Here is a 17958-nt window from a genome sequence, read left to right as displayed (position 1 = left end):
ACGCGTTAAAACCTTATACTATAAGCTCTTAACGCTTTTTTTAGCAGCCATTTTTCCATTACACCTTTATAATTGTAAACTCAACAGAGATAACAAACATCGCTACTAGAATTAAAGTTCATCAACAATACTTTTTATATCATTCTTTAAAGTATCAATTTGCTCTTGATTAGCCTGGGTTTCCTTTCCGTAAATATCATACTTTTGATGTTTTAATGAACTAATGGGTAAACCCTTATTATTTATAATTGCCGCTAGTGTATTACCATCTTTTACATGACCAATGCGACTTCTTAAATTCGTATTAGTAAATATATTTGAATGTTTGGAACTAATGTTTTGCGACATGTTTGCAATTTCATCTGCATGAGCTTGATATGCCTTTGTTGCACTTTTATCTGATGTTCTAGAACGATTTTGAATAAATAAATGTATTTCAGGAAGATCAAATGCGGCTATTGTAGCTTCTTTATTAAAATCAAGGAAATCATCAGACATTACTTCGTTTTCAATAGACAACCCATAAATTAGTTTTATTAAGTTTTTTATTCCTCGAATAGAAGCTGCATCAGCTGTACAAGGAACTATCAATCTATTAGATGCTAGAATAGCTAATTCAGTATAATTAGAGAAACTAGGGTTACAATCAATAAAAAATGTATTTTTCTTAGTTGCATGAACTTTTTCAAAAGAATCAATTAAGTCAATAAGTAATGAACGACTTGTTTTCCAAGACTCTCGTCTTGGTGAACCTCCGATATGGGATATGATTCTTGAGCAAAGATCTAAATCAATATCGCCTGACAATAAAAATAAATTCTCAGGCATTTCAGGATTATGGGTATCTGCCTTTATAAAATACTTTGCCTCAGTTCCTAATCTAGAAAATTGGGAAGAATTAAATCGTTCTTTAATATATCCAGCAATAGTATTATTATTGTTAACTAAACTAGCTAATTTTTCTTCGCCTTCACCATTTCCCCCCAAAATAATCTCAGAAACATTCGCCTGAGGACAAGCATCAATAACGATGATGTTTTCGTCAGGATTAGCAAGGGCATATTCAACAGATAAAGCATAAGTCAAAAAAGTTTTCCCTACTCCTCCTTTATTATTCCAAATAGCATATTTTTTATTCATAACAAGACTCCTATTTCTTTCACAAAAACTCTACCAAGATTTAAGGATAAATCCATTTGAAATATTTTACCTTTATTGTATCAGATAAGGTGAAATTAATTCTATTGTTCTTAATCCTATTTTCAAGAGAAAGAGCTTTTTTATTCTATTTTAACGCCCATTATATTACCTTGTAGTCAATATAGTCAATCTGCTCAATCTTATGGAGGGCAAGCTACTTCCCTTTAAATTTGCAACTAAAAACATTAAGTTAACAATAATTCTTACCAATACTTCATTCTTTATTCATTTTTTTTAAAATAGGACGGGGATACTTCTTTATGACTAAATTCGGCACATAAATAAGCTATTGAGGGTGACAATGACCTTACTAGTAATTTTTATTCAGGCATAACCATTTTGAGTAAATCTTTCAATGCCTTAATTTCGTTATCCTTTTGCTCAAGCAACTTATTCAACAAACTTTCCTTCTCATTAGCATGAGAAAGCGCCAACTTCAATCGTTCAATCTCAATCAGCAGTGAAGATTCTCCCACACCTTGATACACCGAACCTAATGGCGATTCAATTTGAAAACAGATATTTTTCTCTCCTGATTGAATCAACTCAACAATATCAATATCCAAAATCTGTGCGATCTGTTCTAGCTTATCTAAGTATAATTTTGTTTCGCCACGCTCAATCTTGGCATAGCCATTTGATGACATATTCAGTTTTTCTGCCATTTGTTCTTGCGACCACGCTTTGGCTTCACGCATTTTTCTGATTTTTTCATTTATGTTCATTGCTTACCCACTAATAGAACAATATACCCACTACTAGGGTGGTTGTTGTACACACTTAGTTGCTACAAATCTTTATATCCGTACTGTATCATTTTTATCAAAAGTTGCCCACTATTTTACCAACAAGAAGGATATATTATGAAAAAATTAATTATTTCTAGCATTATTGTTACCTTTCTTTCAGGTTGTACTATGGCTGATATTGATAAATTTATGCAGCCAACTGATTCTGCTAAGATGCAAAATCAACAAACAACAAAAAAGAAATCTTCCACGAAAAAAGTAAGTTCAGCAGAACACGTTATTCGAATAAAGAAAAATCCAAATGAAGGGAAAAAGCAAGTATCCGTAGCAGGTATGAAAATGCCATCCGAATTTTCTTATGATGAAGATGGTAATTTAATCTTCACCCCCAAAGTCACTAACGGTGCTATTAGGGATTATAACCGTATTTTAGAAAGACACGGAATAAGAGTTGAGGGTTATTAATCAACTTATAAGGATAGATTTATGAAAAACCTTATCAAAAAATGGATCAGCGTGTCAGGAAGGTCAAGCCGTCTGGAGTTTTTTGTAATTACTGTTATTACAATGACTACATTTATTCTCATCACTATCTTATTTCTAAAAGTTTTTGAATCTCTGTTTGTAGATCACATTAATAGTTTCTATACAAGAGCGTATGCAGAGTCAGCCATAAATTCTGCGTTATTAGAATTTTTTATGACAGGTAGTGTTTATGATACAGCTAATATACTTTTTCAAGACTACGAGGGAGGAGTAATACAATATGGAATTATATCTGCTTTTGTTTATGTCTTATTCTTACCTTTTGGAATAGCTTTAATTACAGCTGCAGTGCGTCGGTTACACGACATCGGAACTTTTGGTTGGTGGGTGTTTATTATATTAGTTCCTGTTTATCTTTTCTTTAATAACTTGATCTTAATTGTACCGTTACTGTTTCTATTTTTTAAAGATGGACAGCCTTTTCACAATAAATATGGACCCGATCCAAAAAATCCAAATACACTTACTCCATTAGAAATACCGAAAGAGTCTGAGCGGTTAGCTAGATTTGAGAAAAATGTATTAGAGATAGTGAAAAACATAGAGAAAATTTGTCCCCCATATATTAAGAAAATTGTTGAGAAAATTAAACAGGATTGGAAATAAGCCTAATTTTTAACATTAGTATAGTCGATAAGATATGCCTATCTTTTGTGAAAAATAGCCTGTAAGTGTATTTGCCTAGTTATCTAGGCATTTTTATATTCTAGAGTAGGTATTCTGTTTTTTTATTACTCATATACAGATTGAGTACTCGTTAAGCATTGACTAAAATAAAAGCAATCAAAATAGTCACATTTTTCAATATCACACTATTTTTATTTAAAATAAGATTTATATATCAGTAAGTTAAAAAATATTTTTAATATTTAGCTAAAATAGCTTGACAAACATTTGATTTTTAGTCCAAAAATTTCACTTGACATTACCCCTAATAATTAATACGATTTTCGCCACGGATAATAGTCCCTTCATTATGACTTTTGTTTTTAAGCCTAAAAAGGCTTGGAAATTTTAGAGTTTTAATGAAGGGATTTTTGTTTCTATGGCACAACACTTTTTACTGTCCGCTAAAATGCGTAACTTGTCGCTTGCACAAATTGCGTTACTTTCTGATGTTGATATTCTGTCTTTATTGAAAACAGCCCGTTGGCAAAATGCCGATAATATCAATGATGTGATTTGCCCTCGATGCAATGTTCGTCATCAAGCCTATTTTCTCAATGCTCGCCAACAATGGCAGTGTAAATATTGCCAATATCGTTTTTCTATCACCGCAAACACGATTTTTCATCAAGCTAAACTGTCACTACGCCAAATTCTAATGGCGGTATATCTCTTTGCAATAAAAAGTAAAGGCATTTCTGCAATAGCATTATCACACGCTCTTAATGTGCAATATCGGACTGCTTGGGTGCTGTTGCATAAATTTCGTGAAGCCCTTAATCAAACCAAAGATTTATCCAAAATGCAGGGGGAAGTTCATATAGATGGCTGTTATGTTAATGGCTATATTCGCCCTAAAAATGCACTTCATAAACGGATTGATAGACGAGCTAAAAAACATCAACGTAAAGATAAAGCCTGTGTTCTCATCTTCCGACAAAAAGCTGCTAATCAAGATGTAATACAAGGGGCGGATAGAACCATTGTTGCTCTCGTGAAAAATGAAAATAGTCGAGATGTATTGGAAATCTCTCAACGGCTAATCAAGCCACTCACTAAAATTTGTACCGATTTTGATGAATCCTATACCTGTCTAAACTATCAATACAATCTATCACAGGTCAATCATAAAATAGAGTATCGCTCCATAGAAGGAATTACTAATAACCTTGCAGAATCAGGCTTTGCTCGTTTTAGACGAATGATGAAAGGTGTACATCACCGTATGCACAATAACTATATGTTGCTATATGCCAATGAAACTGCTTGGCGAGAAGATAATAGACGAAAATCACTGAAAGAGAAATTTAATGATGTACTGACCCGATGTTTATGTTGTCGCCCATCACGAGATTTAATGGGGTACTGGCAAGGCAATAAAAAGCCCCCTGCTCAATTTGGTTGGGCGAGTATTGCTCCAAATGATGACACCTATTTAACGGCAGCTTAATCATATTTTCCCCCTAACAATAAGGAGCGTAAAATGGCACACACACTACTCATCACTCTCTCTACCTTATCTAGTATCTACCTGTTCAGACGAGCATTGCAAATGCCTCTACATTATTACATAGTATTTCTTACTACTGTCCTTTTGACACTCTATTGGATAGATATAAGGTCTGGAGTCACCGCCTTTTTATTCAAAACCAGTGTGATGTTCATAATGATGCTTGAATTACTTTCAGTCTTTGTTGTGATTTGTTGGAAAGCTCGACAAGTAAAAATATTCCAAAGCACTCCCGAACAGAAAGATTATTTTGGGAATATTCCCACGTTTTGTTACTTTCCCCACTTTATGCTAACTGAATCACGCAGAGAAGTAGCAGATAAGGTTTGGGAAAAGTATGAATCCCTTCACCTATTTGAGTGGGACGAAATGTAATACCGATGATGAATAATATTCTTAGATAAGTTTTAGTTAGAAAGACGACAAATCAAATTGCCGTCTTTTTTGTGCCAATGTTAGTTGGAATAGGATTTTAGGTTTTGTGCAACTGCTACATAATACCGATACTATAAGCTCTTAACGCACTTTTTAGCAACCATTTTGTCCATTACACCTATTTATACCGCGATAACAATAATAGTAAAAATGGGTTAAATCAGTGATTTAACCCATTTTGTTTTGGTCTATTTTACATTGTTTCTAACCTGTATTACGCATACCTGCTGCGATACCTGTAATGGTGATCATTAAGGCTTGTTCAAGAGCTGGATTTGGATTATCGCCCTGACTGCGTAAACGATGTAGTAACTCTACTTGTAGCAAGTTGAGGGGATCGGTATAAACATTGCGAAGAGCGATAGACTCCGCAATCCAAGGTAGATCTGCCATTAGCTGTCCTTCGTGTGCAAGGGAAAGTACAGTTTTAATATCCGCTTGCAGTTGGCTGCGTAGTGATTGTCCTAGATGATGTAGTTTTTCAGGCACTAGGCGTTGATCGTAATGTTCTGCCAACCATAAATCCGTTTTACTAAATACCATTTCAAGCATACCGATACGAGTTGAGAAGAACGGCCATTGCTCACACATCTCTTTTAATAAAGATTCATTACCTTGTTCAATTAGCTGACGAAGTGCTGCACCAGCCCCTAACCAAGCAGGGAGCATTAAGCGGTTTTGCATCCACGCAAAAATCCAAGGAATAGCACGCAAACTTTCAACGCCACCATTTGGGTTACGTTTTGCAGGGCGAGAACCCAACGGTAATTTTGAAAGCTCTAATTCAGGCGTTGCTGCTCGGAAATAAGGGACAAAATCAGGCTCACCACGCACAATATTGCGGTAGATTTCACACGAGATTGCAGAGCCTTGATCCATTACATTTCGCCACGTTTGTTGAGGTTCTGGCGGTGGGAAAATGTTAGCTTCTAAAATTGCGCTAGCATAGAGATCCAAACTTTCTACGGCAACAGCAGGTAAGCCTAATTTGAAACGGATCATTTCGCCTTGTTCAGTTACACGCAAACCATTTTTAAGCGATCTTGGTGGCTGTGAAAGGAGTGCGGCGTGTGCAGGTGCTCCACCTCGCCCGATTGTACCGCCACGTCCGTGGAATAAAGTCAGCTCAATATTGAATTTTTCACAAAGATTTACCAAAGCTTCTTGTGCACGATATTGTGCCCACGATGCAGCTAGCATACCCGCATCTTTGGCAGAGTCAGAATAGCCGATCATTACCATTTGCTTATTGTTGATCACACCACGATACCAACCGATATTAAATAGGCTAGTCATTACTTTTTCACAACGATCTAAGTCATCTAATGTTTCAAAAAGCGGAGCAACAGGAATGGTCGTTTTACAACCTGATTCTTTTAATAGTAAGTGTACCGCTAACACGTCAGAGGCTTCACGAGCCATTGAGATAACATAAGCCGAAATAACCCCTTCTGGTTGTTCTGCGACAACTTTACAAGTTGCTAAAATTTCTTGTGTTTCAGGACTTGGTGTCCAATTTGTTGGAATGAGCGGACGGCGAGAGCTTAATTCACGCACCAAAAAGGCTTGCTTGTCATCTTCTGTCCATTGTGAATAGTCGCCTAAACCGATATAGCGTGTAATTTCAGCAATTGCCATTGCGTGGCGAGTACTTTCTTGACGAATATCTAAACGAGATAATCCTAAACCAAAGCAACGCACACGACGTAAGCAATCAAGCAAACCACCATTGGCGATAATTCGCATTCCACATTGGTGTAGTGATTGGTAGCAGTCATAAAGCGGTTCCCACAACTGCTCATCTTGAGTTAAGATTTCTGAAGGATCAACAGTGAGTGTTTTACCTTCCAATAATTCACCGTAATAAGTTACGGTTTTAGTTAATTTAGCTCGTAATGTTTTCATTAACACACGATATGGCTCTAAATGGTCGCCATATTTAGCTCTAAATTCGGCAGTACAGCTAATCACTGAGAGTTCATCAGCAAGGGATTTAATATCTTCTAAAAATAGCTCCGCAGCTTTCCAACGGTTCATTCTTAATACTTGGCGTGTTGTTTCAGCTGTAACAAATGGATTTCCATCTCGGTCTCCCCCCATCCAAGAAGAAAAACGAACAGGGGCTAAGCCCACAGGGTGTTGTACTCCAAAGTTTTTCTCTAAATGGAAGTTAATTTGGCGACAAAATTCAGGAACTGCTTTCCATAAGCTGTTTTCAATGACTGCCATTCCCCATTTGGCTTCATCAACAGGTGTTGGGCGTTGGGTACGAATTTCATTTGTATGCCAAGCGAGAGCGATAAGTTGCATTAAACGGCGTTTTAGCTTAGTTGTTTCTTTTTCAGTTAAATCATCGTGTTCTAAGCGGCTTAAACAGCGGTTAATTTCAACGTGTTTATTGACAAGAGAGCGGCGAGTAACTTCTGTTGGGTGTGCGGTTAAAACTAAATCAATTAACAGCTTTTCTACGGTTTCGATTACTTTTTCTGCGGGTACATTTTGTGCTTTTAAACGTTCAAATAATGCACCTAATGAACGATCACCTAAAGATGCATCTTGGCTATGGCGAGAAATCGTTTGGTATTGTTCAGCAATATTGGTGAGATTTAGAAATTGGCTAAAGGCTCGAGCCACAGGAATAACATTTTCTGTTGATATATTGGCGAGAATATCAAGTAATTGTTCTCTGGCTTTCTCATCGCCACCACGAGAAGCACGAGAAAGTTGTCGAATATTCTCAATAAGTTCTAAAATTTCATTGCCTTGAGCATCACGAATGGTTTCGCCCAAGAAATCCCCTAACATATGAATATTATTACGCATTGATTCATAAAGTTGGCTCATAAAAGTCTTCCTCTTTTTAGGTAAATTCACGAGTGATAGATATACCTAAAAAGAAAGAAGATAGCAATATAGATTTACTTTTTTTAATGAAATAAATAAGAAAAATTTATTATTTCTCAAAGTTTACTGGTATAAAGGTGCTATAAGTGTATTTGAACTGATGAGGTATAGAGAGAACAGATCTTCTATCCTTGTTTTTAATTTTCTATCCACAAGGATTGTGGATAACTTTGTGGATTATTTTTGTGAAAGTTACCTAAGCCTTTATAAATACTAGCATCTCTATTACCAATTTACAATTGGTTGTAAAATAACTTTTTCTTTTAAATCAATGTGTTAGGTTTTTTCTAGATCTAAGTATTAAAAAATCACAAAAAAATGATGATAAAAATACTTGACAATCATAGCCTGTGTACAACTCTATATTTCATAAGGAATTTATTCTGAAAATATGCGGTATGATGTATCAGTCGCTACAAAAGAATAATAAATTATCCTCTTTGAATGAGTTATCATAGCTTATAGCCAAAAAGCGAAATTTTTAGTACCATTAAATCGTAATAAATTATTTTTTAATTCAGACAGAGGTTGTATGCCAAATCGTGATTATGCAGTACGTTCAAAGAAAAAGAACAGTGGAAATAAATTTCTTATTTTCATTATCATTATTCTATTGATTATTTTAAGCGGATTGGGGTTGCTTTTTTTATCAAAGAATTCGGAATCTCCAACTAAAGTGGTTACATCTGTGTCTCAACCATCTCAACCTAAAAGTACTTTACCAAGTCGTCCTGAAGAAGTATACAGCTATATTCGTGATTTAGAAACAAGGGAAGTCCCTATAGATCAGAACGCAAAATTAGTACAATTGGCTAAAGAGAGAGAATTAAAGATTGCTCAACAAAAAGAAGCAGAAAAACGTAAGTTAGAAGAACAAGTTCAACAAAATATGGAACATAAACTCGAACAAACAGATACAACTCTAGAAAATTCACAAGAAGCATTAACTAAAAAAGCTGAAGAACAAAGATTGGTAGAACAACAGAAGAAACAACAAGAGCTAGTAAAAAAATCAGAACAGGTCAAGCAAGAGAAAGCCAAAACTGAGATTCCAAAAGATACAGCAAAGTCAGCAGATCTACCAAAATCAAAAGGGAAATTTGGTTTACAGTGTGGAGCATTTAAAAATAAAGCCCAAGCAGAAAATATGCAGGCTCGTTTAGCAATGGCTGGCTATAATGCTAGAATTAGTAGTAATTCTGATTGGAATCGTGTTTTTGTTGGCCCAATTGGAGATAGAGCGGCCGCTTCAGCTGCACAATCTAATGCGAGAAGTGTCGCAGAATGTTTAGTTATTGGTATGTGATTTAGGGTAAGTTATGCAATTTAAAGAATATTTGGCTACGTTTCCCGATATCTCACATCTAGATGGTATAGATGTGGTTGATTTAGAAGGGAATGTTATTCATCATATTCCTGCCATTGAAGGTAAATTGGGATCGTTAAAGTTATATAATGCGTTAGCAATTAAATTTGGTGGGCAGTTAAATAAAGATTCTGCACAACAAGGATTGATATGGTTTGCTGAATATGTAGATGATGCGAGATTAAATATAGGTAAACACCCTAATATTGATTTGCTATTCAATGTTATCGAGCAGAATCATATCTTTGATTTAAAAGAAATCAACAAAATATAATACTCCCAAATAGGGTTAAGACTTTTTCTGAAATAGTTTTAGCCCTATTTTATTAAGTGTATAAAAAGGCTACAATTTCACTTAACTTTTTTATTTTATATCTCGGAGCAAATTATGCAGACTATTGTTATTGTCGGTGGCGGAGCTGGCGGATTAGAGCTTGCCACTTATTTAGGAAACAAACTTGGTAGAAAGAAAAAGGCAAATATTATTTTAGTGGATAAAAATATTAGCCATTTATGGAAACCATTACTACACGAAGTTGCAACAGGCTCATTAGATGATGGTACTGATGCGTTGAGTTATCGTGCTCACGCCAAAAATCATTCTTTTGAGTTTCAACAAGGAACATTAACAGGGGTTAATTCGGCAGAAAAATTTATTACTCTTGCTCCTATCTATAGTGAGAAACAAGAGCTACTCGTAGCAGAGCGTAAAATCTCTTATGATAAATTAGTGATTGCTATTGGTAGTCGTTCAAATGATTTTGGTACACCTGGTGTAGCGGAGCATTGTATTTTCTTAGATAGCTCAGAGCAGGCAAAATTATTTCATCAACGAATGATGGAATTGTTCCTTAAATTCTCGAATAATAATGAAAAAGAAGTACATATTGCAGTTGTTGGTGGTGGGGCAACAGGTATTGAATTATCCGCAGAACTTTATAATACCGTTAAGAATCTACATTCTTATGGCTATGGTAAATTAAATAATACTAGTCTGAAAGTTACCCTATTGGAAGCAGGGGATCGACTGTTACCTGCACTGCCAGAGCGTGTTTCTATATCTGCAATTAAAGAATTGCGTGAATTAGGTGTAAATGTGATGACGAATACAGCAGTTGTTGAGGCAGCGGAGAATACGTTGATCACTAAAAATGGTGAGAAAATTGAGGCTGATTTGATGGTTTGGGCTGCTGGTGTGAAAGCATCTGAGGTTACAACGAAATTTGGTTTTGAAACCAATCGCCTTAACCAGATTGCAGTAAAAGATACACTTCAAACTTTAAGTGATGACTCTGTTTATGTGATTGGTGACTGTGCATTTTTAATGCAAGAGAATGGAAAACCAGTTCCACCAAGAGCTCAAGCTGCACACCAAATGGCTTCTGTTTGTGGTAAAAATATTATTGCTCAGCTAGAAGGTAAGAGCTTGAAATCTTTTGTCTTTGATGATAAAGGCTCCCTAGTTTCTTTCTCTCGCTTTGGTACAGTGGGTAGTTTAATGGGGAACTTAACTAAAGGTTCAATGTTTATTGAGGGTAAAATAGCAAGAATTGCTTACTTATCTCTTTATAGAATGCATCAAGTTGCATTGCATGGTTGTATTAAAACAGGGTTAATAATGTTAGTTGGGCGAATTAATCGATTCTTACGACCAACAATGAAATTGCACTAAGTGACTAAATGATAAAGGGGAATAGTCCCCTCAGACTGATGACAAACTTCAAAAGAACGTAAAATCTGTAGGGTGGGCTTTAGCCCACCATCTTTAAAATCAATAAGTTACAAGATGGTGGGCTTAAGCCCACCCTACACGAAATAAGTTCGTCAATAATCTGAGGGGAATAGTCCCCTTTATTTTTTCTATAATTATTCAGTAATACTTGGGAGTTCTGTCATTGGCCAGCGAGGTTTAACATTGACTGAAAGATCAGTTTGCTCACCATTTTTTAAGCGAATAAATCCTGCATAAGCAATCATTGCACCATTATCAGTACAAAATTGTGGGCGAGGGTAGAATACTTCACCTTTTAATTGTTGCATCAATTCTGCTAAATCAGCTCGTAGCTGTTTATTTGCACTTACACCACCAGCAATAACCAAACGTTTATAGCCCGTTTGTTGTAATGCTCGGCGACATTTAATTATCAATGTATCAATTACGGCTTGTTGAAATGCGTGAGCAATATCACATCGAGTTTGTTCATCTAACTTTCCTTCAGCATTTAAATTTGCGTTGATCGTATTGGCTGCGAAGGTTTTTAGACCAGAGAAACTAAAATCGAGACCTGGACGATCTGTCATTGGGCGTGGAAAAGTAAAACGACAAGCGGTGCCTTTTTCTGCTAATTTTGCTAATGCTGCACCACCTGGATAATCTAGCCCAAGTAATTTGGCTGTTTTATCAAAGGCTTCTCCTGCAGCATCATCAATAGATTCACCCAGTAGCTCGTATTTCCCTACATCTTCGACTTTGACTAATTGGGTATGTCCACCAGAAACAAGTAAGGCAACAAATGGGAATTCTGGTGCTTTTTCTTCTAGCATTGGGGCAAGTAAATGTCCTTCCATATGATGAACACCTAAAGCGGGTACATTCCACGCATAAGCTAATGAACGAGCAATAGTTGAACCGACTAATAATGCACCAACCAACCCAGGACCAGCCGTATAAGCAACACCGTCAATTTCATTTGGAGTTAAATTGGCTTCTTGTAATGCGGCTTGGATTAAAGGCAATGTTTTACGAATATGATCGCGTGATGCTAATTCGGGAACAACACCACCGTAATCAGCGTGCATTTCAATTTGGCTGTATAGCTGGTTTGCAACTAAGCCGTATTGTTCATCATAAATTGCGACACCAGTTTCATCGCAAGAAGTTTCTATTCCTAAAATACGCATCTTGATTATCTATTCACAGAATTGGGAGTATATAAAGATTAAAAGGGCGTATATCGTACGCCCTAACACTATGATTGCAAAAATAAAGCTAATCTTATCGTTTAGAATTGTTCACCATAAGCCGGTTTAGTTGCATCAGGGAAAGTTTTATCTTTGTTTTGTTCAATTAAAGCAGTTGCTTTTTGTGCTGAATCAGTAATTCCCATTGCCTCAAAAGATTGTTGTAAATATGGTAAGGCTTGTTGTGTGGCTTGAGTATCTGGATAATAGCGAAGCATTTCTTCTACTCTATTTACAACAGCGACATAAGCATCACGCTGCATATAGAATTTCACAATATTTAGCTCGTGTTTTGCTAAACGATTTTTTAAATATGCCATCCAGTTTTGAGCATCTTGAACATACTGACTATGAGGATAATGTTGTACGATACTTTGGAAGTTTCCAAATGCATTGCGAGAACTTTCAACAGCACGTTTGGAATCATCTACTCTAAACAGATCTTGGAACCAATTGTCGCCTAAACGAACATTACTTAACCCTGCAAGATAGAATACATAATCCATTGACGCACTATTAGGATAAGTACGAGCAAAACGTTCTGCAATATCTAATGCTTTATAGTATTCACCCAGCTTATATTGTGCATAGATTAGGCTTAACTGAACCTGTTCACCATAAGTGCCTTGTTGGCTTAGGGTATCAATCGCTTCTAAATGACGGATAGCATTATTATAGTCTCCGTCTTGTAGGTAGGTTTGGCCTTTGTTATAAAGTTCTTGAGATGGAATACCTTCAAATTCATTTTTATTTGAATTTGAACAGCCAGAAATGATGCAAGCTGCTAGAATAAAAGATGCAATTGAGCTAAATTTACGCATAATGATTTACCTATAATAAGTGTCTGCGATGAAAAGTTAATGTACAATGGCGTTCGACTCGCCATTATTTACAAAGTTCACCTTAAAATGGCGTTATTTTATAGGACATCATACAAGAAGAAAATCATAATTTGGAATTTTATAGAGAATGACTCAACAAATTACGCTACAAACAGAAGTAACCCCTGATTTACTTGGGGCAAGATTAGATCAAGCCCTTGCACAATTATTCCCAGATTATTCACGTTCCCGTATTAAAGTTTGGATCGAAAATAATCAAGTATCAGTGAATGGCACTATTATCAACAAAGCTCGTGAAAAAGTTTTTGGCGGGGAATATATTGAAATTCAGGCCGAAGTAGAAGATGAAGTACGTTTTGAGCCTGAAGATATTCCACTCAATATCGTATATGAAGATGATGATATTCTCGTGATTAACAAGCCAAAGGATCTTGTCGTTCACCCTGGTGCAGGAAACCCTAATGGTACAGTTTTAAACGCATTACTATATCATTATCCAGCGATTGCAGAAGTGCCGAGAGCGGGGATTGTGCATCGTTTAGATAAAGATACAACGGGTTTAATGGTGGTTGCCAAGACGATCCCTGCTCAGACACATTTAGTTAATGCTCTCCAAAAGCGTAAAATTACGCGTGAATATGAAGCTGTGGCAAGTGGGATTATGACTCAAGGCGGAAAAGTTGATGAGCCAATGGCTCGTCACCCAACAAAACGTACGGCAATGGCAGTACACCCAATGGGGAAACCTGCGGTAACTCACTATCGAATTATGGAACGTTTCCGTAACTATACTCGTTTACGTTTACGTTTAGAAACAGGGAGAACCCATCAAATTCGTGTACATATGGCACATATTGCACACCCACTACTTGGTGATCAGCTTTATGGTGGAAGACCTCGTCCACCTAAAGGTGCAAGTGAAGATTTTTTAACTGTTCTTCGTAATTTCAAACGTCAAGCACTTCACGCTGCGATGCTGCGTTTAGAACACCCAATTACAGGCGAATTGATGGAATGGCACGCACCTTTGCCGGATGATTTCGTTGAGTTAATTGAGGCTCTTAAAGCAGATTACCTCCTTTATAAAGATGATTTAGATTACTAATTCGACCTTGTTCACTTCTGCAATAAGGTATTGCACAAGCGGTCAGATTGCGAATAATTTTTACAAATTATTGATACAATCTGACCGCTATTATTTAATAACATTGTTCAGAACACTACTCAATACCAGCTATTTTGTGAGTCTGAATACTTAATTGCCAACGAGGTTTATTTATTCTTTGATTTAATAGTCCTAGCTGTGTAATTGTTTCAAGCATATTCATCACTCCATTTTCTTCACAGGGAGAAAGGTAATAGCGATCGGCTGGAATCGTTTGCTCTATTTGTTCGCAAAAATCTTGAACATCACCATCAACAACAATGCGTACTTCGTGGGCAAAGGGAATATGGTGTTTGAGGTAGTTTTTTTGATATAAACGTTTAGGACTTGTTGCGATATAGTCAATTTGCGATGGTACTGGTTTTAAACCATTTGTTTCAACGGCAATAAAGTAACCTTCTTGTTTTAGCACATCAAGTAGTCGTTCAATATTCGGTTGAATAGTGGGTTCTCCACCCGTAATAATGATATTTCGAGCGGTAAAATTTCGTACAATTTGCATTATTTCATTGAGTGTTTTGGACTGATATTGGTTGTAATTAGTATCACACCAAGGGCAGGCGAGGTTACATTTACCAAAGCGGATAAAAATACTTGGCATTCCTGTGTTAAAGCCCTCGCCTTGAAGGGTTTCGAAAATCTCAACGATACGATATGTTGGATTTTCATTGTTTAAATTGTTTAGCATTCTATTTAGTCATAAGGTTAAAACAAACCTGTACTAAATAGTAATTAGTCGATATTTTTAAACACTCTATTTAGTACAGGAGATAGTAAAAGCAATATACTACCAGTTATTAGCCCTATCATAAATAGTAGCCAGAAGAAACTTCCTGGGTTGCTTTCTACATAGAAGTGTTTATAGATTGTTCCACCAAGAGTTAAACCAAGCCCTAATGCTAAGAAGTTTAATGCAACCATTTGGGTTTTAAAGGTAGCAGGTGCAATTTTGGTTGCAAATGAGAGTGAAATAGGGGAAAGGAATAACTCTCCAATAGTGATAACCAAAAGTGCTAAAGCGAATAACGCTAATGGCATTACGGTGTTTGATTCAAAGTATGGTGTAAAACATAAATAGCCTGAACCAACTATAATTACTGAAAATGCGAATTTAATAGGGGTTTTAGGTTGCAGTTTGCCTAGTTTCATCCAAATTGAAGCGAGAATTCCAGAGAAGAGAACAACCCATAAGCCTTGTAACGATGTCATCCACGCAACTGGAATTGTAAAGCTACCTAAATTACGATCAATAGTTTGGTCAAAGTAGATGGTTACAACTGTAAATACTTGCATCCACATTGCCCAGAAAATAGAGATAACACAAAACATTGGAATATATGCGAGAATATAATTTTTCTTCTCTCTTTCTAAATCTGGATTAGTGAGTAATTTAGTGAAGTAAGTTGCAATCGTAATAACAATAGTAATCAGCAATACGGTTGGGAAATTATCTAAGGTGAGCCCTTTTAGAGTGATTGCAGTAAATAACGCAATTAAACCAAGAATGCCAATAATGATTGCATATTTCACTTGAGATGATGGTAATGGATTAGGAACTGGAATATCTGGCAGAGATTTTCTTCCTCTTGAGTATTGCCAAATACCGAATGCCATACCAATGGCTGCAGCAACGAATGCATAACGGAAACCAAAAGATTCTTGCAATAATCCACTGACTAGCGGTCCGAAGAACGCCCCTAAGTTGATAGATACATAGAAAATAGAGAAGCCAGAATCACGCAAAATTCGTAAATCTTCTCTTTCATACAAAGCTCCTACCATAGTTGTTGCAGATGCCTTAATGCCACCTGTACCTAGGGCAATAAGAGCTAAGCCTGTGAATAAGCCTGAAATTCCTGGAATAAGAGCAATGGCAAGGTTTCCAAACATTACAATAAAACCAGAAATAAATAATGTTTTTTCAGGCCCCCATATACGATCTGAGATCCAAGCTCCTAAAATAGTGGCTAAGAAAATTGTACCACCATAGCCACCAACAATACCTCCTGCGATGGTGCTATCAATACCTAGTCCTCCATCAGATACTTTATAGTAAAGATAAAGTAAAAGAATGGATTGCATACCTATGAAGGAAAATCTTTCCCATAATTCGATTTGAAATAGTTTGGCGAGTTGTCGAGGATGACCAAAAAAAGTCTTTTCAGAAGTTTTGCTTTGCATAGCCGTCTCCTTTTCGATAAAAAAATACAACAATGTAGATGCAATAAAGATAGAGGCGACTTACAGCTAGATAATAAACAGCATAAAAAGCTTATAAGTACGCTGTTTATTATATGTACTTTAATGAGTTGAAGATTGATCTAAATCAAATTTATTGTGAGTATTCACAATATGAAGTAGGTGTTTCCCAAAGGCGAATTAAGCTAATAGGTAGCCCAACAGCGGTTAGTGTTTCAAAAATATATTTAGCCATTTGTTCTGCAGTAGTTCTCATTGGAATTGCAAAGGTTTTAGAATCAAGTTCATTTAATAGTGAAGCAATCTTACATTCTTTTTCGCTGGTAGAATCATAGATAAAAGCGTGATCCATTTTATCTAAAATATGTTTTTTTACGATCAATTTAAGATCGCTGTAATCCATTACCATTCCAGACTTCGCTCCTTCTGCATAAAGTTCTCCACAAATTTCGACTTGTAGAGTGTAAGTATGCCCGTGAAGGTTTTTACATTTACCATCGTGCCCATCAAGCATATGTGCCATATCAAAGCTAAATTCTTTAGCGATCTTATACATTGCTACGCTCCACTAAATACTCATTTAATCCTTTTTCTCTCAATAAGCAACTAGGACAAGTATGGCAGCCACCTTCAATACCTAAATAGCAAGTATGAGTATGTGTTTGAATATAGTCAAAAGCACCTAATTCATCAGCGAGTTTCCAAGTCTCTTTTTTCGTTAAATACATTAAAGGTGTACGAATATTAAAATTGTAGTCCATTGCTAAATTAAGCGTAACGTTCATTGACTTAATAAAGATATCTCGACAGTCGGGATAACCGCTAAAGTCTGTTTCACAAACGCCTGTAAAGATAGTTTGAATTTGCTGACTTTTGGCATAAATCGCAGTATAAAGGAGAAAAAGTGCATTACGACCATCAACAAAGGTATTGGGTTTATCACCTTGTTGTTTAATTTCGGCAGAGCTATCCATTAATGCATTAGTTGTTATAGCTTTGATAATAGAAGTATCAATTACAGTCTGTTTTACACCAAGATTGTTAGCAATCCATTTGGCTTTTTCTAATTCTATGGCGTGGCGTTGCCCATATTGAAAAGTGACAACTTCCACATTTTCTTGCCCAAATTCTTTTATAGCAAGAAATAAGCAGGTTGTAGAATCTTGACCGCCTGAAAATATCACAACGGCTTTTTTTGAATTATTCATTGAGTTTCCTTAGTTTTTTTAAAGTGGGAGGTTTTCGAACCACAAATAAGCGGTCAGTTTTTGCAAAAAATTTACAAATTCCGACCGCTTATGTGTTTACCTTAGCATAAAACAGAAAACTATGTTCATTATTTTTTACAAATTAGGTGATATTGGATAAAATCGTTTTAATTGAGTAGATTATTTATTAGGGAGAGGTTATTCTAT

At 36.0% G+C, this 17958-nt stretch carries 17 protein-coding genes and 1 riboswitch; of the genes, 8 read left to right on the top strand and 9 right to left on the bottom strand.

From position 1 onward, the window contains the following. Window positions 1–111: 111 nt before the first annotated feature. Together ACWIW0_RS10170 and ACWIW0_RS10165 are read right to left on the bottom strand one after the other, a co-directional pair. Window positions 112–1140 (bottom strand): ParA family protein, encoded by a 1029-nt coding sequence (locus ACWIW0_RS10170; RefSeq protein WP_454453218.1) that lies wholly within the window; start codon window positions 1138–1140, stop codon window positions 112–114. A gap of 380 nt (window positions 1141–1520) precedes the next feature. Then, the gene (locus tag ACWIW0_RS10165; RefSeq protein WP_454453217.1) at window positions 1521–1925 is read right to left on the bottom strand and encodes a helix-turn-helix domain-containing protein; all 405 of its coding nucleotides are present in this window, start codon (window positions 1923–1925) and stop codon (window positions 1521–1523) included. 138 nt (window positions 1926–2063) lie between these two features. On the opposite strand from ACWIW0_RS10165, the gene ACWIW0_RS10160 reads away from it, so the two are divergent. The 4 genes from ACWIW0_RS10160 (at window position 2064) to ACWIW0_RS10145 (ending at window position 5046) form a co-directional block, all read left to right on the top strand. Beyond that, window positions 2064–2414: a hypothetical protein gene (locus ACWIW0_RS10160; RefSeq protein WP_454453216.1), complete on the top strand. Its 351-nt coding sequence runs from the start codon at window positions 2064–2066 to the stop codon at window positions 2412–2414. 21 nt (window positions 2415–2435) lie between these two features. After that, window positions 2436–3101: a DUF805 domain-containing protein gene (locus tag ACWIW0_RS10155; protein WP_454453215.1), complete on the top strand. Its 666-nt coding sequence runs from the start codon at window positions 2436–2438 to the stop codon at window positions 3099–3101. A 439-nt stretch (window positions 3102–3540) separates the two neighbouring features. After that, on the top strand, window positions 3541–4611 hold the full coding sequence (locus tag ACWIW0_RS10150) for an IS1595 family transposase (protein ID WP_454453214.1): 1071 nt from the start codon (window positions 3541–3543) through the stop codon (window positions 4609–4611). A 33-nt stretch (window positions 4612–4644) separates the two neighbouring features. After that, a complete protein-coding gene (locus tag ACWIW0_RS10145) occupies window positions 4645–5046 on the top strand; it encodes a hypothetical protein (protein WP_454453213.1) in 402 nt (133 codons plus the stop codon). A 264-nt stretch (window positions 5047–5310) separates the two neighbouring features. On the opposite strand, the gene ppc is transcribed toward ACWIW0_RS10145, so the two are convergent. Further along, a complete protein-coding gene (ppc, locus tag ACWIW0_RS10140) occupies window positions 5311–7950 on the bottom strand; it encodes a phosphoenolpyruvate carboxylase (protein WP_454453212.1) in 2640 nt (879 codons plus the stop codon). A 592-nt stretch (window positions 7951–8542) separates the two neighbouring features. Between ppc and ftsN the strand changes: the two genes are divergently transcribed. The 3 genes from ftsN to ACWIW0_RS10125 all read left to right on the top strand — a co-directional run bounded on the left by ftsN (window position 8543) and on the right by ACWIW0_RS10125 (window position 11048). Beyond that, window positions 8543–9316: a cell division protein FtsN gene (gene ftsN / locus ACWIW0_RS10135; RefSeq protein ID WP_454453211.1), complete on the top strand. Its 774-nt coding sequence runs from the start codon at window positions 8543–8545 to the stop codon at window positions 9314–9316. Window positions 9317–9329: 13 nt separating this feature from the next. After that, a complete protein-coding gene (locus tag ACWIW0_RS10130; RefSeq protein ID WP_454453210.1) occupies window positions 9330–9650 on the top strand; it encodes a DUF2322 family protein in 321 nt (106 codons plus the stop codon). A gap of 114 nt (window positions 9651–9764) precedes the next feature. Then, entirely contained in the window at window positions 9765–11048 is a 1284-nt protein-coding gene (locus ACWIW0_RS10125) for an NAD(P)/FAD-dependent oxidoreductase (protein WP_454453209.1), read from the top strand. Between the two features lie 194 nt (window positions 11049–11242). On the opposite strand, the gene tsaD is transcribed toward ACWIW0_RS10125, so the two are convergent. After that, the gene (gene tsaD / locus ACWIW0_RS10120) at window positions 11243–12277 is read right to left on the bottom strand and encodes a tRNA (adenosine(37)-N6)-threonylcarbamoyltransferase complex transferase subunit TsaD (protein ID WP_454453208.1); all 1035 of its coding nucleotides are present in this window, start codon (window positions 12275–12277) and stop codon (window positions 11243–11245) included. A 101-nt stretch (window positions 12278–12378) separates the two neighbouring features. Then, a complete protein-coding gene (locus ACWIW0_RS10115; protein ID WP_454453207.1) occupies window positions 12379–13158 on the bottom strand; it encodes an outer membrane protein assembly factor BamD in 780 nt (259 codons plus the stop codon). A 148-nt stretch (window positions 13159–13306) separates the two neighbouring features. Here ACWIW0_RS10115 and rluD point away from each other — a divergent pair, with 148 nt between their 5' ends. Then, window positions 13307–14284 (top strand): 23S rRNA pseudouridine(1911/1915/1917) synthase RluD, encoded by a 978-nt coding sequence (gene rluD / locus ACWIW0_RS10110; RefSeq protein WP_454447175.1) that lies wholly within the window; start codon window positions 13307–13309, stop codon window positions 14282–14284. A gap of 115 nt (window positions 14285–14399) precedes the next feature. Here rluD and ACWIW0_RS10105 read toward each other — a convergent pair whose 3' ends face one another. From ACWIW0_RS10105 to queC, 4 genes are all read right to left on the bottom strand, one after another. Beyond that, window positions 14400–15032 (bottom strand): 7-carboxy-7-deazaguanine synthase QueE, encoded by a 633-nt coding sequence (locus ACWIW0_RS10105; protein ID WP_454447176.1) that lies wholly within the window; start codon window positions 15030–15032, stop codon window positions 14400–14402. Window positions 15033–15076: 44 nt separating this feature from the next. Further along, window positions 15077–16525 carry a peptide MFS transporter gene (locus ACWIW0_RS10100; protein ID WP_454453206.1) on the bottom strand — a complete coding sequence of 483 codons (1449 nt, stop codon included), beginning with the start codon at window positions 16523–16525 and terminating at the stop codon, window positions 15077–15079. A gap of 151 nt (window positions 16526–16676) precedes the next feature. Further along, the gene (gene queD, locus ACWIW0_RS10095; protein WP_454447178.1) at window positions 16677–17099 is read right to left on the bottom strand and encodes a 6-carboxytetrahydropterin synthase QueD; all 423 of its coding nucleotides are present in this window, start codon (window positions 17097–17099) and stop codon (window positions 16677–16679) included. Further along, the gene (gene queC, locus ACWIW0_RS10090) at window positions 17092–17751 is read right to left on the bottom strand and encodes a 7-cyano-7-deazaguanine synthase QueC (protein ID WP_454453205.1); all 660 of its coding nucleotides are present in this window, start codon (window positions 17749–17751) and stop codon (window positions 17092–17094) included. Before queC ends, queD begins: the two co-directional genes overlap by 8 nt. Before the next feature lie 3 nt (window positions 17752–17754). After that, a riboswitch (PreQ1 riboswitch) is annotated at window positions 17755–17800 on the bottom strand. Window positions 17801–17958: the final 158 nt, after the last annotated feature.

The sequence above is a fragment of the Ursidibacter sp. B-7004-1 genome (genome assembly GCF_053654055.1).
The sequence above is the reverse complement of the archived record's forward strand: the minus strand, read 5'-3'. Positions and strand labels throughout refer to the sequence as shown.

Bases quoted from the DNA above. Each gene is read 5' to 3' on its own strand.
- ACWIW0_RS10170 (WP_454453218.1), bottom strand. From the start codon at position 1,140: ATGAATAAAAAATATGCTATTTGGAATAATAAAGGAGGAGTAGGGAAA.
- ACWIW0_RS10165 (WP_454453217.1), bottom strand. From the start codon at position 1,925: ATGAACATAAATGAAAAAATCAGAAAAATGCGTGAAGCCAAAGCGTGG.
- ACWIW0_RS10160 (WP_454453216.1), top strand. From the start codon at position 2,064: ATGAAAAAATTAATTATTTCTAGCATTATTGTTACCTTTCTTTCAGGT.
- ACWIW0_RS10155 (WP_454453215.1), top strand. From the start codon at position 2,436: ATGAAAAACCTTATCAAAAAATGGATCAGCGTGTCAGGAAGGTCAAGC.
- ACWIW0_RS10150 (WP_454453214.1), top strand. From the start codon at position 3,541: ATGGCACAACACTTTTTACTGTCCGCTAAAATGCGTAACTTGTCGCTT.
- ACWIW0_RS10145 (WP_454453213.1), top strand. From the start codon at position 4,645: ATGGCACACACACTACTCATCACTCTCTCTACCTTATCTAGTATCTAC.
- ppc (WP_454453212.1), bottom strand. From the start codon at position 7,950: ATGAGCCAACTTTATGAATCAATGCGTAATAATATTCATATGTTAGGG.
- ftsN (WP_454453211.1), top strand. From the start codon at position 8,543: ATGCCAAATCGTGATTATGCAGTACGTTCAAAGAAAAAGAACAGTGGA.
- ACWIW0_RS10130 (WP_454453210.1), top strand. From the start codon at position 9,330: ATGCAATTTAAAGAATATTTGGCTACGTTTCCCGATATCTCACATCTA.
- ACWIW0_RS10125 (WP_454453209.1), top strand. From the start codon at position 9,765: ATGCAGACTATTGTTATTGTCGGTGGCGGAGCTGGCGGATTAGAGCTT.
- tsaD (WP_454453208.1), bottom strand. From the start codon at position 12,277: ATGCGTATTTTAGGAATAGAAACTTCTTGCGATGAAACTGGTGTCGCA.
- ACWIW0_RS10115 (WP_454453207.1), bottom strand. From the start codon at position 13,158: ATGCGTAAATTTAGCTCAATTGCATCTTTTATTCTAGCAGCTTGCATC.
- rluD (WP_454447175.1), top strand. From the start codon at position 13,307: ATGACTCAACAAATTACGCTACAAACAGAAGTAACCCCTGATTTACTT.
- ACWIW0_RS10105 (WP_454447176.1), bottom strand. From the start codon at position 15,032: ATGCTAAACAATTTAAACAATGAAAATCCAACATATCGTATCGTTGAG.
- ACWIW0_RS10100 (WP_454453206.1), bottom strand. From the start codon at position 16,525: ATGCAAAGCAAAACTTCTGAAAAGACTTTTTTTGGTCATCCTCGACAA.
- queD (WP_454447178.1), bottom strand. From the start codon at position 17,099: ATGTATAAGATCGCTAAAGAATTTAGCTTTGATATGGCACATATGCTT.
- queC (WP_454453205.1), bottom strand. From the start codon at position 17,751: ATGAATAATTCAAAAAAAGCCGTTGTGATATTTTCAGGCGGTCAAGAT.